This is a genomic window from Flammeovirga sp. OC4, from assembly GCF_000812565.1.
In the GTDB taxonomy this organism is placed as follows: domain Bacteria; phylum Bacteroidota; class Bacteroidia; order Cytophagales; family Flammeovirgaceae; genus Flammeovirga.
Genome location: NZ_JTAM01000051.1, coordinates 32,334 through 53,791, shown reverse-complemented (window position 1 = coordinate 53,791; position 21,458 = coordinate 32,334). Strand labels below are relative to the sequence as shown.

15 protein-coding genes are annotated in these 21,458 nt (G+C 35.9%); 7 read left to right on the top strand and 8 right to left on the bottom strand.

Annotation, left to right across the window (positions count from 1 at the left end):
* Positions 1–27 precede the first annotated feature (27 nt).
* The 5 genes from PL77_RS21310 to PL77_RS21290 all read left to right on the top strand — a co-directional run bounded on the left by PL77_RS21310 (position 28) and on the right by PL77_RS21290 (position 7,489).
* Positions 28–3,246, top strand: a complete 3,219-nt coding sequence (locus PL77_RS21310) for a TAT-variant-translocated molybdopterin oxidoreductase (protein WP_044210031.1) — start codon at positions 28–30, stop codon at positions 3,244–3,246.
* A gap of 75 nt (positions 3,247–3,321) precedes the next feature.
* The gene (gene nrfD, locus PL77_RS21305; protein ID WP_044210028.1) at positions 3,322–4,749 is read left to right on the top strand and encodes an NrfD/PsrC family molybdoenzyme membrane anchor subunit; all 1,428 of its coding nucleotides are present in this window, start codon (positions 3,322–3,324) and stop codon (positions 4,747–4,749) included.
* A gap of 14 nt (positions 4,750–4,763) precedes the next feature.
* Positions 4,764–5,378 carry a DUF3341 domain-containing protein gene (locus PL77_RS21300; protein WP_044210026.1) on the top strand — a complete coding sequence of 205 codons (615 nt, stop codon included), beginning with the start codon at positions 4,764–4,766 and terminating at the stop codon, positions 5,376–5,378.
* Between the two features lie 30 nt (positions 5,379–5,408).
* On the top strand, positions 5,409–6,104 hold the full coding sequence (locus PL77_RS21295) for a cytochrome c (RefSeq protein WP_052444617.1): 696 nt from the start codon (positions 5,409–5,411) through the stop codon (positions 6,102–6,104).
* Positions 6,105–6,142: 38 nt separating this feature from the next.
* Positions 6,143–7,489, top strand: a complete 1,347-nt coding sequence (locus PL77_RS21290) for a quinol:cytochrome C oxidoreductase (RefSeq protein ID WP_044210024.1) — start codon at positions 6,143–6,145, stop codon at positions 7,487–7,489.
* A gap of 62 nt (positions 7,490–7,551) precedes the next feature.
* Here PL77_RS21290 and PL77_RS21285 read toward each other — a convergent pair whose 3' ends face one another.
* Positions 7,552–8,151, bottom strand: a complete 600-nt coding sequence (locus PL77_RS21285) for a hypothetical protein (protein ID WP_044210023.1) — start codon at positions 8,149–8,151, stop codon at positions 7,552–7,554.
* Between the two features lie 448 nt (positions 8,152–8,599).
* Between PL77_RS21285 and PL77_RS21280 the strand changes: the two genes are divergently transcribed.
* A complete protein-coding gene (locus PL77_RS21280) occupies positions 8,600–9,226 on the top strand; it encodes a hypothetical protein (protein WP_044210021.1) in 627 nt (208 codons plus the stop codon).
* Positions 9,227–9,418: 192 nt separating this feature from the next.
* Here PL77_RS21280 and PL77_RS21275 read toward each other — a convergent pair whose 3' ends face one another.
* The 7 genes from PL77_RS21275 to pbpC form a co-directional block, all read right to left on the bottom strand.
* Entirely contained in the window at positions 9,419–10,084 is a 666-nt protein-coding gene (locus PL77_RS21275; protein WP_044210019.1) for a hypothetical protein, read from the bottom strand.
* Positions 10,085–10,206: 122 nt separating this feature from the next.
* Positions 10,207–11,334 (bottom strand): alpha/beta hydrolase-fold protein, encoded by a 1,128-nt coding sequence (locus tag PL77_RS21270; protein ID WP_044210018.1) that lies wholly within the window; start codon positions 11,332–11,334, stop codon positions 10,207–10,209.
* Between the two features lie 82 nt (positions 11,335–11,416).
* A complete protein-coding gene (locus PL77_RS21265) occupies positions 11,417–13,075 on the bottom strand; it encodes a hypothetical protein (RefSeq protein ID WP_156152471.1) in 1,659 nt (552 codons plus the stop codon).
* A gap of 18 nt (positions 13,076–13,093) precedes the next feature.
* Positions 13,094–14,392 (bottom strand): OmpP1/FadL family transporter, encoded by a 1,299-nt coding sequence (locus PL77_RS21260; RefSeq protein ID WP_044210015.1) that lies wholly within the window; start codon positions 14,390–14,392, stop codon positions 13,094–13,096.
* On the bottom strand, positions 14,385–15,107 hold the full coding sequence (locus PL77_RS21255; protein ID WP_044210014.1) for a type III pantothenate kinase: 723 nt from the start codon (positions 15,105–15,107) through the stop codon (positions 14,385–14,387). The genes PL77_RS21260 and PL77_RS21255 overlap by 8 nt, the downstream gene beginning before the upstream one ends.
* Positions 15,108–15,229: 122 nt before the next feature.
* Positions 15,230–17,044: a sodium:proton antiporter gene (locus tag PL77_RS21250; RefSeq protein WP_044210011.1), complete on the bottom strand. Its 1,815-nt coding sequence runs from the start codon at positions 17,042–17,044 to the stop codon at positions 15,230–15,232.
* A gap of 64 nt (positions 17,045–17,108) precedes the next feature.
* Positions 17,109–19,343 carry a penicillin-binding protein 1C gene (pbpC, locus tag PL77_RS21245; RefSeq protein WP_172665918.1) on the bottom strand — a complete coding sequence of 745 codons (2,235 nt, stop codon included), beginning with the start codon at positions 19,341–19,343 and terminating at the stop codon, positions 17,109–17,111.
* A gap of 353 nt (positions 19,344–19,696) precedes the next feature.
* Between pbpC and PL77_RS21240 the strand changes: the two genes are divergently transcribed.
* Positions 19,697–21,331: a hypothetical protein gene (locus PL77_RS21240; RefSeq protein WP_156152470.1), complete on the top strand. Its 1,635-nt coding sequence runs from the start codon at positions 19,697–19,699 to the stop codon at positions 21,329–21,331.
* Positions 21,332–21,458: the final 127 nt, after the last annotated feature.

Genomic DNA, 21,458 nt, shown 5'->3' with positions numbered 1-21,458 from the left:
TTTCAACAATTTTCTACATATAGAGAAATGGCAAAGAAAGAATATTGGAAAGGCGTCGAACAACTAACGAACGACCCTGAGTTTGTAAAATATGCGGAAAAAGAATTCCCTCAGCATCTAACAATCAAAGATGCTTACGGAGATAATACGGAGGGTGAATTCAAAAGCAACAGACGAGACTTCTTAAAAGTAATGGGATTCTCAGTAGCTGCAGTTTCTTTAGCAGCATGTGAAGCTCCAGTGAAGAAGGCGATTCCTTACTTAAACAAGCCAGAAAACATTGATCCAGGTGTAGCAAACTATTACGCTTCTACATTCTTCAATGGTTCTGATGCTATGCCGGTTGTAGTGAAAACTAGAGAGGGTAGACCTATCTTCATTGAAGGTAACACTTTCTCTGCGTACTCTCAAGGTGCGGTCACTGCTCGTGCAAACGCGTCAATCATGGGCTTATATGATGAGGAAAGAGCTAAAGCTCCTTCTAAAGGTGGTAAAGCCACTACTTGGAAGAAAGCTGATGCTGAAATCATCAAAGGTTTAGCTGCCGCAGGAAAAGTAGCAGTAGTATCAAATACTATTGTATCTCCATCTACAAAGAAAGTTTTAAATCAATTTGCAGGTAAGTACAATGCTGACTTGGTAACTTATGACCAAGACAACAACTCTGCAATTATTGAAGCAAATAAAGCACAATTTGGTAAAGCTGTAGTTCCATCATACGCTTTGGATAAAGCAGATGTGATCGTAAGTTTTAATGCAGATATCTTAGGTAACTGGGTTGCTCCAGGTGTATTATCACAAGATTTCGCTAAAAACAGAAAGGTAGGACCTAATAAGAAGAAAATGTCTCAAGTATTCAGTTTTGAGACAATGCTTACTATTACTGGTGCTGCTGCGGACTACCGTTCACCATTAAAGCCTTCTCAAGAAGGTGTAGCTGTAGCTGCTCTTTACAATGCAATTGCGAAAGCAACTGGAAATGCTACTGTAAAAGGTGCATTGAAAGACGCTAACATTGCTCGTGCAGCGAAAGCTTTATTAAAAGCAAAAGGTAAATCAGTTGTAGTTTCAGGTATCAATGATGTTAACGTTCAACTTTTAGTGAACGGTATCAACCAAATGCTTGACAACTATGGTAAAACAATTGATTTAAATACTCCTCTTTACACTCGTCAAGGTAGCGATGTTCAGATGAATGCATTTATTGATGCATTGAAAGCTGGAAAATACGGTGCTGTAATCTTCTATAACTGTAACCCAGTTTATGATTACGCTAGAGGTAAAGAAATTGCAGCAGGTATCAAAAAGGCGAAATTGTCAGTTGCGACAAACGACCGTTTAGATGCTACTGCTAAACTTTGTACTTTCAATACTCCTGATAAGCATTTCTTGGAGTCTTGGAACGATGCAGAGTACAAGAGAGGTTACTTCAGTGTTGCTCAACCAACAATCAATACTATTTTCGATACGCGTCAAGCTCAAGATTCATTCTTAGCATGGGCTGGTAGCGAAGAAGAGTATGATGACGTAGTGAAATCATTCTGGAAGAAAGACGTATTCGCGTTGCAATCGAAAGAATCTACATCACAGTCATTCTGGGTAAGAGCATTACACAACGGTATCTTCGAAACAGAAAATACAGGTAGCTATAAGTCAATCCACGACACAGGTGTTGCGAACGTTGATTACTCAGCGTCATTTAACGCAGCTGATGCTGGTGCGAAAGTAGCCGCTAAATATAGAACAACTTCAGAGTGGGAGTTTGTTGCTTATGCATCGACTGTAATGGGTTACGGTACATTGGCAAACAACCCTTATGTACAAGAAACTCCAGATCCAATTACTAAAGTGACTTGGGGTAACTTCGTAGCAGTAACTCCTGAGGACGCTCGTAAATTGGACGTTCACAAAGAGTTTGAAACGAAGAAGAAAGTACTTAAGGTAGCGACGAAAGGTGGTAGCTTTGAATTACCAGTAATCATGCAGCCAGGTTTAGCTCAAGGTGTTGTTGCAGTTCCTCTAGGATACGGACAAACATCTTTAGGTAAGGTTGCTGAAGAAGCTGCTGGTTTCAATGCAATGTCATTATTAGGAGCTAAAGGTTTAACAAACTACTCGATCACTTCAGGTGTTTCTGTTGCTGCAACTGACGCTTCAGTTGATGTTGCTCAGACACAAACACACGAAACAATCATGTCACGTGAGTCAATTATCCAAGAGACTACACTTGCTCAGTATGTGAAAAACCCTGCTGCTGCTAGACATGACGTGATGATCAACACTTACTCTGGACCAGAGAAGGCTACTGATATTTCTGCTTGGGATATCAACAACAACGGTTACAAAGACGACCGCCATAATGAAAACAATGACAAGCCAGGTGCTGCATTATTATGGAACAGTGTTACTGGTACTAAAGCAGATGTTCACGAATACCCTAATCACCATTGGGGATTAGCAATCGACTTGAACTCTTGTGATGGATGTTCAGCTTGTGTTACTGCATGTCATATTGAAAACAATGTGCCGATTGTAGGTAAGCAAGAAGTAATTAACCGTCGTGAAATGCACTGGTTGCGTTTGGACCGTTATTACAGCCAACGTCCAGAGGATGAGTTTACTGAAGAAGAGAATGCATCAATGACGGATTATGCTAAGATGGAGCGTGCTGCACGTAACCCTGAAGTAGTATTCCAACCAATGATGTGTCAGCACTGTAACAACGCTCCTTGTGAGACTGTATGTCCAGTAGCTGCAACTTCACACTCTTCAGAAGGTCTAAACCAAATGACTTACAACCGTTGTATCGGTACGAAATATTGTGCAAACAACTGCCCTTACAAAGTACGTCGTTTCAACTGGTTCAAATATCACAACAACGAAGAGTTTGACTATCACATGAATAACGATTTAGGTAAGATGGTGTTAAACCCAGACGTTACTGTTCGTTCTCGTGGTGTGATGGAAAAATGTTCTATGTGTGTGCAAAGAACGCAGGCAGGTAAATTGAATGCGAAGAGAGAAGGCCGTCCATTGGTTGACTCAGACGTTTCTACTGCATGTGCTTCTGCTTGTGCGAGTGGTGCGATCAAGTTTGGTGACTTGAACAATCCAGAATCAGAAGTTCGCCAACTATTAGAAGGTGAATTACATGAGCGTGCATACAATGTGTTAGATGAAATCAACACTCGTCCTAACGTTTACTACCTAGCGAAGGTGAGAAACAAAGACGAAAAGAACGCATAATTAAAGGATACCTTCGGAAGCAATTCAAAAGGTGTCCACTTTAAAATTAGTTATTCATACTCTACATAAGATAAAATGCAGATAGTATCGAAAGTCCGTGAACCACTGGTAACTGGTGGTAAAACATACAAGGACATAACAGAAGATGTCTGTCGACCAGTAGAAGCGAACCCTTCTAAGGGTTGGTTTGGAGGAATGGCGTTATCGTTATTCTTACTTCTTGCAGGTGGTTACTATTTAGGTGACATGCTGTGGAACGGTATTGGTCGTTGGGGTCTTAACAAGACAGTTCAATGGGCGTGGGATATTACCAACTTCGTATGGTGGGTAGGTATCGGTCACGCAGGTACACTAATCTCAGCGGTATTGTTGTTATTCCGTCAAAAATGGAGAACTTCAATTAACCGTGCAGCGGAAGCAATGACAATCTTTGCCGTAATCTGTGCCGCTATCTGGCCAGTAGTACACATGGGTCGTCCTTGGATTGGTGGTATTTGGGCATTGCCATTACCAAACACTTATGGTTCTCTTTGGGTGAACTTCAACTCACCACTACTTTGGGACGTATTCGCGATCTCGACGTATTTCTCAGTATCATTAGTATTCTGGTTTATTGGTCTAGTTCCTGACTTTGCTACAATCCGTGACCGTGCAATCAAGCCGATTCCTCGTTTGATCTACGGTGCTCTTTCAATGGGCTTCAACGGTTCAGCAAAAACTTGGATGCACTACGAAGCAGTTTCATTGATCTTAGCAGGTTTATCAACACCTCTAGTACTTTCAGTACACACTATTGTATCAATGGACTTTGCAACGTCAGTAATTCCAGGATGGCATACAACAATCTTCCCTCCATACTTCGTAGCAGGTGCGATCTTCTCAGGTTTCGCCATGGTATTAACGTTGATGTTGGTGACACGTAAGTTGTATAAATTAGAAGATTATATCACAATGGAGCACATCGAAATGATGTCACTAGTAGTTACAATTACTGGTTCTGTTGTAGGTATCGCATATATTACCGAATTCGTAATCGCATGGTACTCAGGCGTAGAATACGAACAATATGCATTCGTAAACCGTATGACGGGCCAATACTGGTGGGCATACTGGTCAATGATGGCATGTAACGTAATCTCTCCTCAGGTATTCTACGTGAAGAAATTAAGAACAAACATTCCGTTTATCTTCTTTATCTCAATCGTAGTAAACATTGGTATGTGGTTCGAGCGTTTCGTAATTATCGTAACGTCACTTCACCGTGATTACTTACCATCATCATGGTTGTACTTCAACCCTACAATCACTGACGTGATGTGTTATGTATTTACTTTTGGTTTATTCTTCACATTGTTCTTAGCATTTGCGAAGTACTTCCCAGTAGTAAACATGGCAGAGGTGAAATCAGTATTGAAAGATTCTGATTCTAAGGTGTACAAGTCTCGTCGTACTATCTCAAACGAAGTAGTACCTGAGGCAGATAGAGTTCCAGTTGATCTATAAAAAAGCATTTAGAGATGGAAAAAAACACAAATTATTTAGTAGGCGTTTTTGGTGATCAAGATATCTTGGTTAAAGCCGTAAAAGCTTTAAGAAAGAAAGGTGTGAAAATCTATGAGGTATTTACTCCGTATCCTGTTCACTTCTTAGAAGATGCATTAGGTTATAAGCGTTCTTGGATGCCAAGAGCAGCTTTCGGATTTGGAGCTCTAGGTACTACTTGTGCGATTTTATTACAATCGTGGATTATGGGTTTTGAATGGCCTATGATCATTGGTGGTAAAGGATTTATTGCAATTCCTGACTTTGTGCCGATTACTTTCGAATTAACAGTATTATTCTCTGCATTCGGAATGGCGGGTTCATTCTTCGTTTCACAAGACTTGAAGCCACACAAAGTTCCTCAAATCTTCGACCGTCGTCAATCAGATGACAAGCATATCATGGCTATCGATTTAGCTAAGAATTCGCTTTCAGAAGATGAGCTTAAAGCTTTATTGCAAGAAGTTGGTGCTGAAGAAGTAAACAACAAGAGTTTCACAGAAAGAGAAAAGAAAGCTTCTTTCTTCGATTATGTGTCTGACTTGTTTACGAAAGGCGTAACAGATTCTGCGAGAGAGTTAAAAGGTTAATGATCTTATCACGAAAAAACATTACGCAATATGCGAACGAATAAAGTTGTAATGAAAGCAATCGCGATAGGTGCAGCAGCATTGGCAATGACAGGATGTAAGATTCAAGGTGACGGTAACTTTACTGGTCTTGAATATGCTCCTCAAATGTACCACTCAGTACCTTACGAGCCACTTTCACAGTTTACAGATGAGGACATCGCCGGAGGTGTAATAGAGCAATTCTACTACCCTGACTTTGTCAACTCAACACCTTACAATGATTACTATTCTGAAGGGAAAAAGATAACAATCAATGTTAAGGATCCAGTTGCTGGTACTGTAAAGCGTCAAAACTTTACAAAAGTAACTGGTCAAGCAGCTCCTACTGCGGATCAAGCAATCCTTTATTATATGGAGGTATCAAAAGATTCATTAGAGTGGGCAGCCGCTAACTTAAAAAATCCATTAGAAGCAACTCCTGCTGTATTAGCTCAAGGTGAGCACTTATTTACAGCTTACTGTATGCCTTGTCACGGTGAAAAAGGTGACGGTAAAGGTAAAGTAGGTAAAGTATACGGTGGTGTAGCTAACTTGAAAGGTAGATCGATCAAGAAAGCGACTGATGGACATATTTTCCACGTGATCACTCACGGTAAAGGAAATATGTGGCCTCACAAATCTCAGGTAAACCCTGAAGAGCGTTGGGCTATTGTTAAGTATGTTAGAAAACTTCAAGGAAACTAGATCGTCCCAACGATCTTAACTATATTAAATATAGAGATATGGCACACGTAGATGTAGATCTTAAAAATGTTCAAGAACAGTTTACTTTTGATGGTAAACTGAAGAAGAACGTGTTGCTCATCGGCGGTATCGGAGTGGTATTGTTCGTGTTGGGTGCGATCTTCTTGATGATGGGTGGTGGTCACGATGACCATCACGCAGCAGTACAGCATGCAACTGAGGTAGCTTCTGTTGCTTCAGATGGTGCTCACGGTGACGCTCATGGCGGAGGACACCACGGTGAATTCCACTGGTATCAGCGTATTATCGTAGATTTCTGGATGAGTGGAGTATTCTTCACAGGCGTAGCCCTGTTAGGTTTCTTCTTCTTTGCTCTTCAATATGTAGCGAACTCAGGTTGGCCTACATTAATCATGAGAGTAATGTTGAACTTCCGTCAGTTTATCCCAGTTGGTGGTATTGTATTATTGATTACTTTTTTAGTAGGTTCTCATACAATTTTCCACTGGACACACGATGGAATTGCTGATCCTAACTCACCTACATATGATGCAATCATTGCAGGTAAAACAGATTTCTTAAACGTTCCTTTCTTCTTATTCAGAATGGTACTTTTCGTTACAATTTGGACTTTCTTTGGGTTCATCTTGAACAAAGTAACTAAGGCTGAAGATCAAGATATGTCAGGAACAACGAAATACTTCAGAAAAGCACAGAGACTTTCAGTAGCTTTCTTAATTTTCTTTGGTATTTCTGAATCAATCACTTCATGGGATTGGATCATGTCAATCGACACGCACTGGTTCTCTACTCTATTCGGGTGGTACATCCTTGCTGGTTGGTTAGTAACAGCAGTGGCGTTTATGTCATTGTTTGTATTGATCCTACAAGACATGGGTTATTTGAAATTAGTAAACGAGAACCACTTACATGACTTAGGTAAGTTCTTATTTGGTTTCTCTATCTTCTGGTCGTACTTATGGTTCTCTCAATTCTTATTGATTTACTATGCAAACATTCCAGAGGAAACAGTATACTTTGTTGACCGTTTGAAGAGCGATACTTACGCTCCATTATTCTTCGGTATTTTAGTAACTAACTTCTTATTCCCATTCTTCGTATTAATGACTCGTGACGCTAAGCGTAAGACTATCATGATGAAAATTGTAGCAGTAGTTGTAATTTTCGGTCACTTCATGGAGTACTGCTTATTAATCGTTCCAGGTTCATTAAAAGAAAATGGAGGATTCGGTTTAACTGAAATTGGTACTGGTATGATCTTCCTATCGATCTTCTTATACTTGTATTTTACAGGTCTAAGCAAAGGCGGTTTGATCCCTCAAAACCACCCAATGTTAGAAGAATCAGTTCATCACCATACTTAGAAAGTGAGGAACTTCAAAATAGTAGAACCTCATATCCGAAAGGGTATGAGGTTTTTCTTTTATTAATGTATTCTCATCCCAATACTAGCCCCAAACATCGTATAAAAACCACCTGTTTTTTTTCTTGTTGATATATTGTTCAACACCCTTTGGCCAATATATAAATTTACGGTAGGAGTGACTTGAGGGATATTAAGACCATTGAAGTCAATACCTACATTTGCCCTGTACATGATACCCTCAAAATAGTTCTGCATAAAACAACCACCCAAGTCTAGTTCAACAAAAAGGCAATATTTGTTGTCAAAATCATCACCTGTTCTGAAATGTAGATAATAGGTATTCATTGGCCCTAAAATATCTTGTTCCACAAACTGTTGATATTGATATCCTATACCTACAAAAGAGGCACCGTCAATCATGTGATTGAGTTGTAAGTCTAAACCATAAGAAACAAACCCATGTGGACGATCTTCTTCTTTTCTTTGATCTGCAGGTAAATTGTGCCATGTGTCATCATCATCAAGAGGATCCCACTGAAAACCAATTTCACCAATTCCTAAACCAGTAACTTTTAATGATTTCCAAAAAGAGTTTTTTTCTTGAGCCGATATAGCTGTAAATGAAAATAGAAGAAATAGAATAATAGTTATTACTTTCATGTTGTCGAAAAAATAGACTGAATTTAAATACTTATGATTTAGTACTTAGTTTGAATTAATGACAACTAATAATAGCCTATCAACAACAATTGAATCTTAAAAAATATAAAAAATATTTCATTTTTCACATAACAACAAATTAGCTGTTATATCATGGTGTATTAGGTACGTTTAATATCTGTGTTTTTAAAATCATATTTTGAATAAATTGAATTTGAGGGGTGTATATGGTATGTTATTGTGATTTCATTAATGATAGATGTGTTTTATTGAAATACTTATATTTTAAATACTGTTTTTTAGCAGCTTTTAATATGGTGTAAAAAATTGTGTAAATGTGTTGATCGACATATTATAACTATTTATCTACTTCTACCTTTGTCATATATTAAATCACATACTAATACAAACATTCAATTATTACATCCCACTAATCTCTCTAAATATTATGAAAAAACTAATCATCTTAAGCGCATTATTTATAGTGTCGTTATCGAGTATAACGGCTTTAGCAAATGACTTTTACTTACCATTTAATGGTATATCATATTTCTTTAAAGCGTCTTTAAATGGCAAAGCTGTAAGCTTGATATTTGACGATTTAAATGGAGAAGAAATAAACTTTAGAATATCAGATAGACAAGGAAATATTTATCATGAGAAAACTATTATTTCAACAGGAAAAGTTAGAGAAGATATTAATCTAAAGTCACTTCCTGTTGGGAAATTTATTTTTCAAATGCGATTTGAAGATAAAATAATGACTCGTGAGTTCTTTGTAACTCCTTCTAAAACAGCTATTATGATGAATTATACTCTTACCTCTCAACAAGAGAAGTTTGAGGTATCTGTTAAAGATGAGGATTTATATTTGATGCTAGATGCTCAGATAAAAGGGTTCATTAAATTAAAACTTCAAGATGAATTTGGTGAAATCATCTATGAAGATAAGTTTTTAGCAGGAGCAAAAAAATATACTAAATATGAATTAAAAGACTTTCCATCAGGAGTTTATATGATAGAATTAGAAATTGATGATAAAAAATACATTGATTCATTTTCAGTCATAGAATAAGAAATTACATACATACTAGCCAATTCAATTATAAATATAATTTAACTAAAGCTTGAACATACAAAACAGTACTAGGTCAGACGGTGCTAATTACTCAAGAAAATTTGTTCAGGTATTCTACTTATAATCCTTCAATTAATCGAATAATTAATTTGCATAAAAGGCTACCATTATTTTGGTAGCCTTTTTACTTTATATTGTAGTTTTGATATTGAGAATAGCACTGAGCTGTTTTATTTCTTCTTTGATCAGTTGTATCTCATTGACCATTTGATCGTACTGGGCCTGATAATTATCTCGTTCTTTTTGTACCCTTTTGATATCGTATTGAAACCATTCTTTAGAAGGAAGCGAAGCAACAAGTTCATTGTAGTCTTCAACCTTGTTTTGATATTGGGCGATTAATGATGTAGTTTCTTTTTTTCCACTGACTGCCTTAATATACTTCTTATTGATAGTATACTGATAACCGTTAGTAGTTTGAAAGGTGAAAGTGCTTCTAGAGTGATTGACAAGTAGTACGGAATCTCCTTCGTCAAAATAATAATCTTTCTTATCCGCCTTATTGGTAATGCTAATATCCTTTTTAAAAGTACCTATAGCGTTATTGACAGGCTTAATATCATTTAGATATTGATGTATTGAATCTCGTTCGTGTTCAATATTTCTAATTTCTCTTTCTAGTCCATAAACTAAACTGCTAAGAGAAACCGAATCTATACTAAATTCTTTTTCTAATTTTTGTAATTGATTCTCTTTCTCTGCTAATAATTTTTGATTGGTTTTATAGTTTTGAGAATATAAATTTTGAGAAAAATAGAAGAACGAAATACTGAAAAGTAGAAAATACTTTTTCATATTCTTTATTGTTTTGATTGTAATGAATTTAAGCAAATGATGAGGGTAATATAAAAATACCCTTCTACTACAAAATTAAAGTAATAAAAGGGTTAATTGTTTGATTTGAAACTTATTATTTCTTAAAAAAACAACTGAATCGCATTAGGGAAACGCTTTGCCCAATCTCCTTCAGAATGTCTAGCTTCTTTGTCAATTACTACAAAAAGGTCATTATTCTGTTTGAAACCTTTTTCTAGTAGGGATGCTGACATCTTATCAACTCCTTCTTGAAGTATAACATCTACTTGTTTACCTCCATTGTCAATGTAAATGAGAAGTTCCTTTTTAGAACTGTCTTTGATACTTTCTATATGATCAAAATCTTCATATTTAAATGCAGGTGACATGCATATTGCTCCCTTAAATAGGTCTGCATATTCCCACGCAATCATAAAACTGACCAAACCGCCCATTGAAGAGCCTGCTACTACTGTATTTTGCTTCTCTGGTTTAGTTCTATAGTTATTGTCAATAAAATGTTTTAGATCGATAGCGATTGATTTACGATAGATTTTTCCCTTATCTGTATCTCCATAGTCTTCAGTTCGATCAGTAGTACAGTATGATCCTACAATAATGATCTCTTCTAGTAGATCCTTACGAACCAAACTGTCAACTGTTTCATCTACTTGCCAATCTACACCGAATGAAGAAGTTGCAGGGTCTATGATATTTTGACCATCATGCATATACAACACGGGGTATCTTTTATCCGTGTCGCTCAAATAGGAAGGTGGCAACCATACGATAATATCCCTATCTAAAATTCCATCAATATGAAAGTTTCGATGATAACGAACTTCACCAGTGATTTGGCCTTGCACTTTTTTCTTTTTTCCATCTGTCCATTTTTCTATTGTTAGATGAAAAGTAGTGTCTTGTTGAGGTACTATGAATTCGTCATTCTGTCTTTCATTTCCATTTATATCTGCGGCTTGAAATTTCCAGTCTCCAAGTGTGAATTTAAATTCTAATAATTTCCTAGGCTCAACTTTATGGCTAAAAATCCAGTTCAACTCATTTACTCTCTCCATTTTGACTTGCGTTGGGTCCCAAGTTCCAAGGAAGTCCTGGTTGCCGACAATAAAAATATCTTTCTCAACGGGATGATTTAATTTGATATTCCATGTGACTGTTACTTTATCTGAAGACGAAGAACAACTCATAAACAGCAAATGGGAGAGAGTGATTAATAATAGTTTTTTCATTTCATATAATAGTTGTTTGTCATAAAAAAAGCCCCATACTTTTGAAGTATGAGGCTTGAAGTATTTTCAATGTTTATTGAAACTATGGACGAACTCTTAAAGTAGTTGATCCACCGATCCAACATCCAATTTGTAATGCTTTACCTTCAGCATAACCTTTCGCAGCTAATGTAAATACATCAGACTTAGAAGGGAATTGCTTTTGAGCAGCAGCCATTTTAGATGAAGCACCTGCTTTTTGGTACATATCATATGCAGCTAAGTAACAAGCTCTTTCGTGAACGTTGTCATTAGAAGACTCGAAACATTGCTTGTAAGAACCCATGTAAAGGTCACCAATGAAAGTGTAAGCTTCTTTAGAGATTTCGCTATCAAACTCGACTGCTTTGTAAGCTTGAGCACGAGCTTGAGTTTTTAAACCTTTCTTGTTATATAACTTCGCAAGGTCAATTGAAGCCTCAGCTTGTTTCGAAGGATCTTCAGTGTATAACTCGATTGCTTTTTCTTTCCACTCAATTGCTTTGTCTGTATCATCTTGTTTGATGTATTGACCAGAAATTAAGTTTGCGTAAGCTGGAGTTGGTTCAGCAGCAAATACTACTTCAGCAGCTTGGATGAAGTAAGGACCATCCATACATTTTTTACGGATAGAGTAACCTACAATCTTCTTAGCAGTAGCAATATCAGAAGGATCAGCTTTGAACTTAGCACCTAATTTATCGTTGATGAAGTCACAGTCGATATCTAACATACCCATGATGTACTTGTCACCCATAGTTTGAATACGAGTCCAAGCTTTTACATCTTTATCTTTCTTTGCAGCAGTAGCAATTTCAATGTTTTTACCAGCAATTTCAGAAACGAAATCATATTCGTCCATTAACCAGTTTTCGTTGAAAGTTTTGTATTTTTTGAATTCAGCGTCATTTGTTTCAAACGCAGTTTCAAGATTTACTAATTCCTTCTCAGCAGCAGCTTTTTTAGCAGTGTACTCTTTGATTTGATCATCAGTGTACTTACCCTCTTTGTTAGCAATTACTGAATTTGCAGTTAAGATTGCTGATTTTTGAGCTTTTGTTTTAGGATCTTTGTTAAATCCTTGAACCGCTTTTTTGTATGCAATGTGTAATTTAGCTACGATTGCAACATAAGCAGACATGTTTGAATCATCAGTTTTAACACCGTCTCTATCTGCTACTTTTCTATAGAAAGCATAGTACTCAGGAAGTCTCTCGTCGAAATCAGGACGATCTTTTACATATCTGTATAAGTATTTACCTTTTGTTGATTCCCACTTTTCAGCTTCGCCAAAGTATTTACCTCTCTCATCATATAGCTTAAGCACCATGTCTTCATACTCTGTGATAAGACCTTTATCTGCGGCAGCCTTTTTCTTTGTTTCAGCAGAAAGTTTAGCTTTGAAAAGCTTCAATCCGTAGATATATAAGTTTTTATGGATATATGGAGCATTAGTATACAAGTAATCGAACGCGTCAAGTGTTTCTTGTCCGTAATTCTTTGCTTTCATATTATCAGAGAAGAAAGTGTATTTCGACTTAGTCTCTTCTACATTTTCACCCCAGCAATACCCTCTCGCATCACATCCTTTTTTTACGCTACCATCAGCAGCATTTTGTTCGGTTAAACCATTGTCCTTTTCGGCTTCTGTTCCTTCTTCTTGTGCTTGAGCAATTCCTGCTACAAACATTAGTCCTAATAGAAAGGTTGCTAACTTATTCATGTTTGAAAATCCGATTGATTAGTTGATTTTTCGCCTTACAAACCAGCGATCGTTGATTGTTACACCTATATTTAATTGATAGTGACGATCATCGAAGGTATTACTGTTTTGAACCTCTGATTCTTTCCATCCATATTGTCCAGAGACAGATAATGAAGAAAAGCCCATTGGGAATTCAATACCAGCCGTCACTAAATACTCTTTAATCTTTTTATCAGGCCCGTAGGGTTCGTATGGAGAGATTCCGTAAGAAAAACCGCCTCTATATGTAATCCTATCAATATATCTTGTTGATAAGTAGTTGGAAGTATATTCAACACCTAAACCTACTTTATAAGCATCTGTTAATTGAGATCTTCCATCATAATCAACAAAATTTGACCAATTTTGATGTTTAAAGTCTACTGCAACTGCCAATTTTCCTACTAATTCGTAACTCAAACCTACTGCAAATTCCTGAGGCATTGTTGCGACTTGTGAATTATCGACAATAATAGTATCTCGATTTAAAATCAAGTCTGTTGTAGAACGTGTTTGAATATCTTCTAGACGTTTTACATCAACTTGTTGTTCAAAAGTATATGTAGCACCAAAGTTTATTCTCGATCCCTTTTCTTTGGAACCTAAATGATGAGAGTAGTAAACTCCTGGCTTATAAACTAAACCTCTATAATTTAAACGAATTCCTCTTGCTGAGATGAAGTCGCTTGAACCATCAATGAGTTCAGTTTTTGTATTTCTTTCTATAACTCCAATGTTGTATCCTAATTCAAGACCTATCGAAAGGCCTTTTGCAACACGAAATGCATTTGAAAAATAAACTTGGTTTATACCTCCTTTACCTTCATTCTGAATTGCGTAATACTTAGCGGGAGTTAATTGACCATTGACAGGTATGCTTAAGGTGTCAAGCTGAGAGAATCTGTACCCTACAGTAGTGTAAGGTTTGAATCCTACACTCATTGTCCACCTTTGACTTACAGGAAAAGCAAAAGTCATGTAACTTAAACCTCCACCATAGTCAGCTTGTGTTTGGTTTTCTGCTGTTAACGTTCTTTGTTCGGCGTACATGCCAATCTCAAAAAGCGTTAAGTTGTTATAAGTTAAAGTTGCAGGATTGAGCAAATTGGAATGTCCATAACTTGCTAAGCCTACACCAGTGTTACCCATGCCTCTATTTCTAACAGAGGTTGCTTCTACAGGGTTTCCAACTCCTAATACTGTAAAAGGAGAGTTGCCTATTTGCGCTGAAGCTGTTGTAGTGAACGCAAAAATTGAGAGGCAAGTAAGAATGATATGATTAATACGTCTATACATGTAATCTCAGGATACTATCGATTCCCTTGAGAACCAAATTTCGGTCTGCAAAGATGCTTGAATTTAATTTAGATTCAAAAGTATTTGCAACTCCACCGCATAGTAAATTATTAATTCTACCATATTTAGCCTCATATTGGCGAATAATTCCATCAATTTCAGCTGTGATTCCATTTACCGCCCCTGATAACATACAATTATCAGTACTGTTGCCGATCAGGTCAACATTAGTTCCTTCCCATTCTAGAAGAGGTAAGTTAGCCGTAAATGAATGCATTGCTTTTAATCTCATATTTATTCCTGGTGAAATTCCACCACCTAAATATTCGTTTTTGTAATTAATGAAATCATAAGTGACACAAGTGCCGATATCAATAACAAGACAGTTTTCATTAGGAAAAATAGACATTGCACCAACTACTGCTGCAATTCGGTCTACTCCCAATGTTTTAGGAGTTGCGTAACGATTGATGAACGGTAATTTCAAATCTGATGTAATAATAATAACATCAAACTCTTTTTCTAGTTCTTGGACCAAATTATTTTCAATTTTGCCCACATTTGCTATACCAATACATTCGCAAGAGAAGTCTTTTAATGCTTTTATAAGTTCTACTTCCTCTTTAAAGACACAAACATCTATCAATTCGTTGTCTTGAAAGAATCCAACTTTCATTAAAGTATTGCCTATGTCAATAGCGACTCTCTTTTTCATTACGTACTTTCAAACTCACTTTTCGATATCCTCACAGTATCGCTTACCACTTACATAAATAATGTTAGATAGAAATTATTCAAAATATTTTAGGTTTAATTAACCTAATATCTAATGATTTGTTATTCATTAAACTCAATATAGACAATTTCATCCCCCTCATTGATTTCATTTAGAGAGTCGGTAACGGGAGTTACATAGTTGTTTTCATGGATGATAAACACCGGTAAATCAAGTTGATCTAAGAAATCTATACTCTCTTCCTGGTCCATTGACTTCTGAATTTTAATATGTTTTACCTGATGTTTTTTACGGATTAAAGTACTTAACCCAATAAAGTCATATTTACCTCTGAAGAGTAAATGTTGTGGTTTTTGAAGAGTATGCATTTCCACTTCCATCTTTGAAGCAATACGAAAAACTTTATTCATACCTAGTTCAGAAGAGATAGTACGGTTACCCAAAATATTGATTTCATTATTGGAAGTAGTAGAAAATAGTTGACCATAAGCTGAAAAGTCTACATTTTCTATGGCTCCATCGGATAAAATACTTCCTTCATAAATCGGGATTCTATGTCTTTTGGCTTCTCGTAAGTTTTGCTCAGACGTATCAGAAACCATGACAGGGATATGATATTGCTGTAATATCTTGGCAATAAATAGCCCTATTTCACTAGCTCCTAGGAATAAAATACCGTTAGGTTCCTGTCTCGTGACATTTAATAGTTTTGCGAAAGGCTTAGCAGTCAATCCTTGAAGAATCACAGTACCTATGATAATCATAAAGGTCAGAGGAAGTAATAACTTAGCTTCTTCGACTTGAGTAGGAGTGATAGGAGCAATACCTTGGGTAAGTTTCAATGTGAATAAAGAGGCCACACCTGCGGCAACAATACCTCTTGGAGAGATATAGGAAATGAAAATTCTTTCTTTCCATGACATTGATGTCCCCAAAGTACTGAAGAGTACTACCAATGGTCGCAACACGTATATAATAACTATAAATAGGAAAACACTACGGAAATTAGCTAATGCCTCAAGGTCACTGATATTCATTCTCGAAGACAACATCACAAAGAGAAAGGATATCAAAATGAGTGTTACATCTTCTTTGAACGCCAGAATAGATTTAATTGAAGCTACTTTTGAGTTGGCTAATATCATCCCATATACCGTCACTGCTAATAAACCCGACTCCGCATGTAAAAGGTCTGAAAAGGCAAAAGTGGCAATGACAAATCCAAGGATAACTGTATTCTTAAGATGATCAGGTAATAATCTTTGATTTAAAACTTTTGTGGTAATAAAAGCGGCTATTCCACCTGATATTAACCCCGATAAAGTTAGTAATGTAAACCCTTTTAGTGCAAAGAAGGTAAATAGCTCGTTGGGTTGCCCAGATAGAATAAAATCAAAAATAAGAATAGCAGTTAAAGCACCTACTGGATCGATTAAAATTCCTTCCCATTTTAAAATGGTATTAATACGAGCATTTGGTTTTACATTTCTCAATAAAGGTCCTATAACGGTGGGACCACTCACAATGATCAATGCACTGAAAAGGAATGCTATTCTATAGCTGATTCCCATGATATAGTGCGTTGCAATAGCTCCTCCTATCAATGTAATAAAGGTGCCGAAAAAGAGTAAACGCCAAATGACGCTTCCAATATTTTTGGTTTCTTTTAATTTGAGTGTCATTCCTCCTTCAAAAAGAATTAATCCCACTGATAAGTTGACTACATCAAATAATAGTTCCCCATGAAAAATTTTATCTCCGTCAATAAACTTCGAGCCATCGGGAGTGAAATACGTAGAGAAAGATCCTACTAAAAGGCCTATTAATATAAGCGGCAAGATTGCAGGAATCTTGATTCTCCAACCAAGCCACTGTGCAAAAAATCCCAACCCGATAAGTCCTGCAAGTTCGATCATATAGTGTAAATGCGTATTTCTATTTAAAGAAGTTTTGAGTTTTTATGATGTAAGTTTTTTGAACTTACTTTACAAAGATAGAAATATCAGTATTTCTACCTTTATCATCACTGCAAGAAATCTTATTTTTTCCAAGAGAAGGTTTGTAGAAGAATGTTTCTCTTTTATGAATTTTTCCTTTGAAATGATCATTGACATACCAAAATACATAGTCTACATCATTGGAGGTGATCGCTTTTAGCTCTAATTCAGCATTGGTTTGCGATACATAATAAGTTCGCCCATCTAAAGGGGAAACAATTTCTGGTGGATTACCTGAAATCATACTCTGACAATTTGGATTGTGAGGAGGGGCAAAAGGAAATGGAATTTTCTCGTCTATATAGTATTGCGTTAAATCTTTAGGAGGATTGGGATAGCTTTTCTTGATGTACCCTCCATGTTTTGGTAGACATTCTGAACAGTAGGAAAACTTTTCATTAGGGTGTATAAAAACTACCTTTTTGTGTGTACATCTTTTTGTAGAAGAAACCAATGGTATGTACCAATCATTAATTTGATGATCGCAGAAGTGATTAGGGACAAGTCCTGTTACAGCACATACATTTCGTTTGAATAAGTTGTCAGGAACCTCTACTTCTTCTTCCACAACATTGTTTGAAGGATATAAACTTCTAAAAACTCTAAAAAGAAGTGGGGTAGCAATTTCTGCCCCTGTTAATTCTTGGACGCCTTCATTCGAAAAGTTACCACACCAAACCCCAACAGTATACTTTGAATTATAACCAATGCTCCATGCATCTTTTCTACCGTATGATGTGCCCGTTTTCCATGCAATTTTTGGTACATTGATACTATTTTGTGGGTTATTTGGTAAATCGGGCCTTTTTAGTGTACTCAAAATCTCTCTGAGCATGTAAGCACTCTCTTTACTGATAATTTCAGTTTCATGTTCTTCCGTTGGTTTCAATACGGAAATATTGTGATAAACTCCCTTGTTGGCAAAGGAAGAGTAGAGTTTGGATAGTTCTTCCAGAGTAACTCCACATCCACCTAATACGGTAGAGAGACCTAACCTTTTTTGCTGACGTTGAATGGTAGAAAACTCCGCCAGCGTTAATTTCTGTACAAAGTTGTGAATGCCTACCCCTTCGAGCAATGCAACAGCAGGGATATTTAAAGATTGAGTAAGCGCTTCTTGTACAGTGATATTACCTCTGAACTTTTGATCATAATTCATTGGACTGTAAGTTCCGAAGTCTGTTGGTACATCCAATATCATCTGTTGAGGTGTAATTAAGCCTTTATCAAACCCCATTCCGTACACCAAGGGTTTTAAGGTGCTTCCTGGCGACCTTACAGCTTTAACACCATCTACTTGTCCTGCATTTTGATCGTCTTCAAAGTCTTGTGACCCTATGTAGGCAATGATTTTATGGTTTTGGTTATCAATGATAATAGCAGCAGCATTTTGAATACCATAAGATTGAATTACTTTAGAATAATTTTTAACGATTTTTTGAGCTCGTATTTGTACTTTTTCGTTAATGCCAGTTGAAAATGAAAGTTGTAGAGGATGTTCATTATAAAGTCTTTGATTGAGGTGAGGGGTAAGGTTGTTGATTTTTTTTCGTTGAAAGTAAATTGGTTCGGTAAGGGCGGTATTCAAAGTACTTTTATCGAATAGTCCCATTTCGTAATATCTTTCCAACCATATATTTCTTTCTTTTTTTAGTTGTTTTTTTGAGCTATTAATAGCTAATGAAGTAGGCCGGTTAGGGATAATGGATAAAAGGCAGGCTTCTGCAGGACTTAGAAGTAAAGGTTTCTTTTGAAGGTATAATAAGGATGCCGAATAAATACCTTCAATATTTCCCCCAAAAGGTATAAGGTTTAGGTAGAGATTAAGGATTTCATCTTTTGAATAAGTGATTTCCAGCTGTATAGCTTTTAATACCTCCACTATTTTATTCCAATAAGTTCTTTCTTTAGGCTCTAATAATCGAATTACCTGCATACTGATAGTAGATGCTCCAGATGTTCTTTTTCCCGTCAAAAGATTATTCATAAAAGCTCTTCCAATAGCTAAAGGGTCAACGCCAAAATGATAATAAAACCATTGATCTTCTTTCTCAATAATAGCTCGTTTGAAGAAATTGGATACACTGTCGTTTTCAATATGAAGTCTCCATTTATCTGTGGTGTTAAGAGTAGCTCCTATAATATTATTATCCGATGATAAAACCACTTGTCCGTAGGTAGTTTTAACATTATATGGAAACAAGAATTTAACTATCACTACAATTTGAAATAGGATAATTATAAGAAAGCTTACTCTAATTAAAAGTTTCTTTGTTAAGTGATTGGTATTTAACTCTTTAACTTGTGAATTATTCAAAATGGATTCTTAATTTATTGTTCAGTACAAGGAAAAGGGAACTATATACTTTACTAAAGTGATCTTTTCTCAAATAATAGAGTTTGTCAATAGCCCGGAATTATAGGATTCTTATCATCTGCTAGTTTAAAAAATCAAGCAAGTTAGAACCCAACAAAAGTACATTTTATTTCAAATATTTATGGATTAAAAAGTACTAATTTCTAGATCTCATTTCAACCTAGTTACTACCCTTTATCAACTATCATTATCTCATGAAAACAAAATTTTATTCATTCCTAATTTTCATATTGACTTTAAGTCTAGCGACTGTCAGTCATTCACAAACTTTTGAAGAAAACACAATCCGATTTCCAATGCTACACGAATATGATGGTAATTATCATATTAACCCCATGGGAGATCAAGGCTTGATAGTGTTAAGAAACAGATATGGTGGAGAAGAAAAAGATATCATTTCAGAATTGGAAGTGACGTATATCAAATCCAACTTTCAGAAAAAGTGGGTAAAGAACATCAGTCTGACTCATTATGGAGACTTTATTTCAGAAGACTTTGATGATAAATACGCCTATTACTTGATGCGTTCAAGCAAAAGGAATTACCAAGTATTACGTATTCACCTTGAAGATGGATCTCACAAGATATTTTTCTATAGAAATGTAGAAAAAATGACTATTGATTATTTTGAGATAGAGGACAATATCTGCTTTTTGGGAGGGGCCGCAGATGCAAGGCCATTTGTTTCACGCTGGGAACTAGAGAGTGGTAAAAGAACAATTTTACCTTCAATCAACCAACTTAATGGAGGTGTTGTGTGTATGAAATGGGATCATAAAGTTGATCTTCTTACAGTTGTGATCAAAGCAGAAATGTCAAGTGAACATAGAGGAGTTTACATTAATGACTACACAGTGGAAGGTCGATTGGATAAGCAGTATTTTGAGGAAGCACAAAGAGATTATAATTATCAGACTTTCCGACCTTACCATAATTCAAAAGGAGAATTGATGATCATTGGAACCTATGGTTTAGGGAGTTATGAAGAAGATGTACAAGGAGTCTATACAATGGCTGTTGGTAGAAATAGTTATCGTTTAAGACCTAAGTTTTATGATTTTCTATTCTTTAATAATTTCAATAGTCATTTAAGTGAGAAGGAACAAGAACATATTAAAGAAAAGTTTAAAAATAAAAGAGAGAGAAACAAGGTTATTCCTCAACACCTTACATTGCAAGAGCATGAATTACAATTTATGAATGGGCAAGTTGTTTTTGTGATGGAGGAGATGGAATATACTTATCCATTTACGAGTGATGCTAAATACACGACTGAAAGCTTCTTCTCAAGAGCAGATGTTCCTACTCCAAAGCGATTTTTACAGAATTATGAAAATCAAATCATGAAAAAGGGGGAGTATATTCCTTATGCATTAAATGTCGATAAATTAAAAGGAGGAAATCCGTTTCCTTTGGAATGTCGCTACAAAAGAGTTATCGCGTGTGGATTTGATCCTGAAACTGGAAAGATGCAATGGGACAACACTTATATGGCTAGAAGCTTAAAAAATAATTTACCTGTAGAGTCTGTTCAGGCGTATGCAGATCACAAAAAAGTAGCCTTCTTACATGTGAGTAGAGATAGCTTTTTCTACAAAATCTCCAACCGTTTAGAATATGAAAATGGTTGTAAAGTAGTGGTTTACAAAGATTATTCTCCAGCAAACAATGTTGAAAAATATATAAATGGAGGTGTGAGTCATTGGTATGAAAACCATTTTATTCATACAGGAACAAAGAAAATAACCTCATCTATTAATCATAATGAAACCCAACAATATTTCTTCTTAACCTGCCTATCTTATAGTAACCGTCAGTATACTAAATAAGAAAATATCCATTTGATTATAAATTGGTTATGAATTTTTATCAAATCATTTTGAATAAATAATTTGCTTATTTGAATGGATTTTAAGGTATTTGCATTAATAAACGTAATATTTACACATAAAATAA

What these genes read in the sequence shown, in the direction of transcription:
- PL77_RS21310 (WP_044210031.1), top strand. Translation starts at nt 28, where the DNA reads ATGGCAAAGAAAGAATATTGGAAAGGCGTCGAACAACTAACGAACGAC.
- nrfD (WP_044210028.1), top strand. Translation starts at nt 3,322, where the DNA reads ATGCAGATAGTATCGAAAGTCCGTGAACCACTGGTAACTGGTGGTAAA.
- PL77_RS21300 (WP_044210026.1), top strand. Translation starts at nt 4,764, where the DNA reads ATGGAAAAAAACACAAATTATTTAGTAGGCGTTTTTGGTGATCAAGAT.
- PL77_RS21295 (WP_052444617.1), top strand. Translation starts at nt 5,409, where the DNA reads ATGCGAACGAATAAAGTTGTAATGAAAGCAATCGCGATAGGTGCAGCA.
- PL77_RS21290 (WP_044210024.1), top strand. Translation starts at nt 6,143, where the DNA reads ATGGCACACGTAGATGTAGATCTTAAAAATGTTCAAGAACAGTTTACT.
- PL77_RS21285 (WP_044210023.1), bottom strand. Translation starts at nt 8,151, where the DNA reads ATGAAAGTAATAACTATTATTCTATTTCTTCTATTTTCATTTACAGCT.
- PL77_RS21280 (WP_044210021.1), top strand. Translation starts at nt 8,600, where the DNA reads ATGAAAAAACTAATCATCTTAAGCGCATTATTTATAGTGTCGTTATCG.
- PL77_RS21275 (WP_044210019.1), bottom strand. Translation starts at nt 10,084, where the DNA reads ATGAAAAAGTATTTTCTACTTTTCAGTATTTCGTTCTTCTATTTTTCT.
- PL77_RS21270 (WP_044210018.1), bottom strand. Translation starts at nt 11,334, where the DNA reads ATGAAAAAACTATTATTAATCACTCTCTCCCATTTGCTGTTTATGAGT.
- PL77_RS21265 (WP_156152471.1), bottom strand. Translation starts at nt 13,075, where the DNA reads ATGAATAAGTTAGCAACCTTTCTATTAGGACTAATGTTTGTAGCAGGA.
- PL77_RS21260 (WP_044210015.1), bottom strand. Translation starts at nt 14,392, where the DNA reads ATGTATAGACGTATTAATCATATCATTCTTACTTGCCTCTCAATTTTT.
- PL77_RS21255 (WP_044210014.1), bottom strand. Translation starts at nt 15,107, where the DNA reads ATGAAAAAGAGAGTCGCTATTGACATAGGCAATACTTTAATGAAAGTT.
- PL77_RS21250 (WP_044210011.1), bottom strand. Translation starts at nt 17,044, where the DNA reads ATGATCGAACTTGCAGGACTTATCGGGTTGGGATTTTTTGCACAGTGG.
- PL77_RS21240 (WP_156152470.1), top strand. Translation starts at nt 19,697, where the DNA reads ATGAAAACAAAATTTTATTCATTCCTAATTTTCATATTGACTTTAAGT.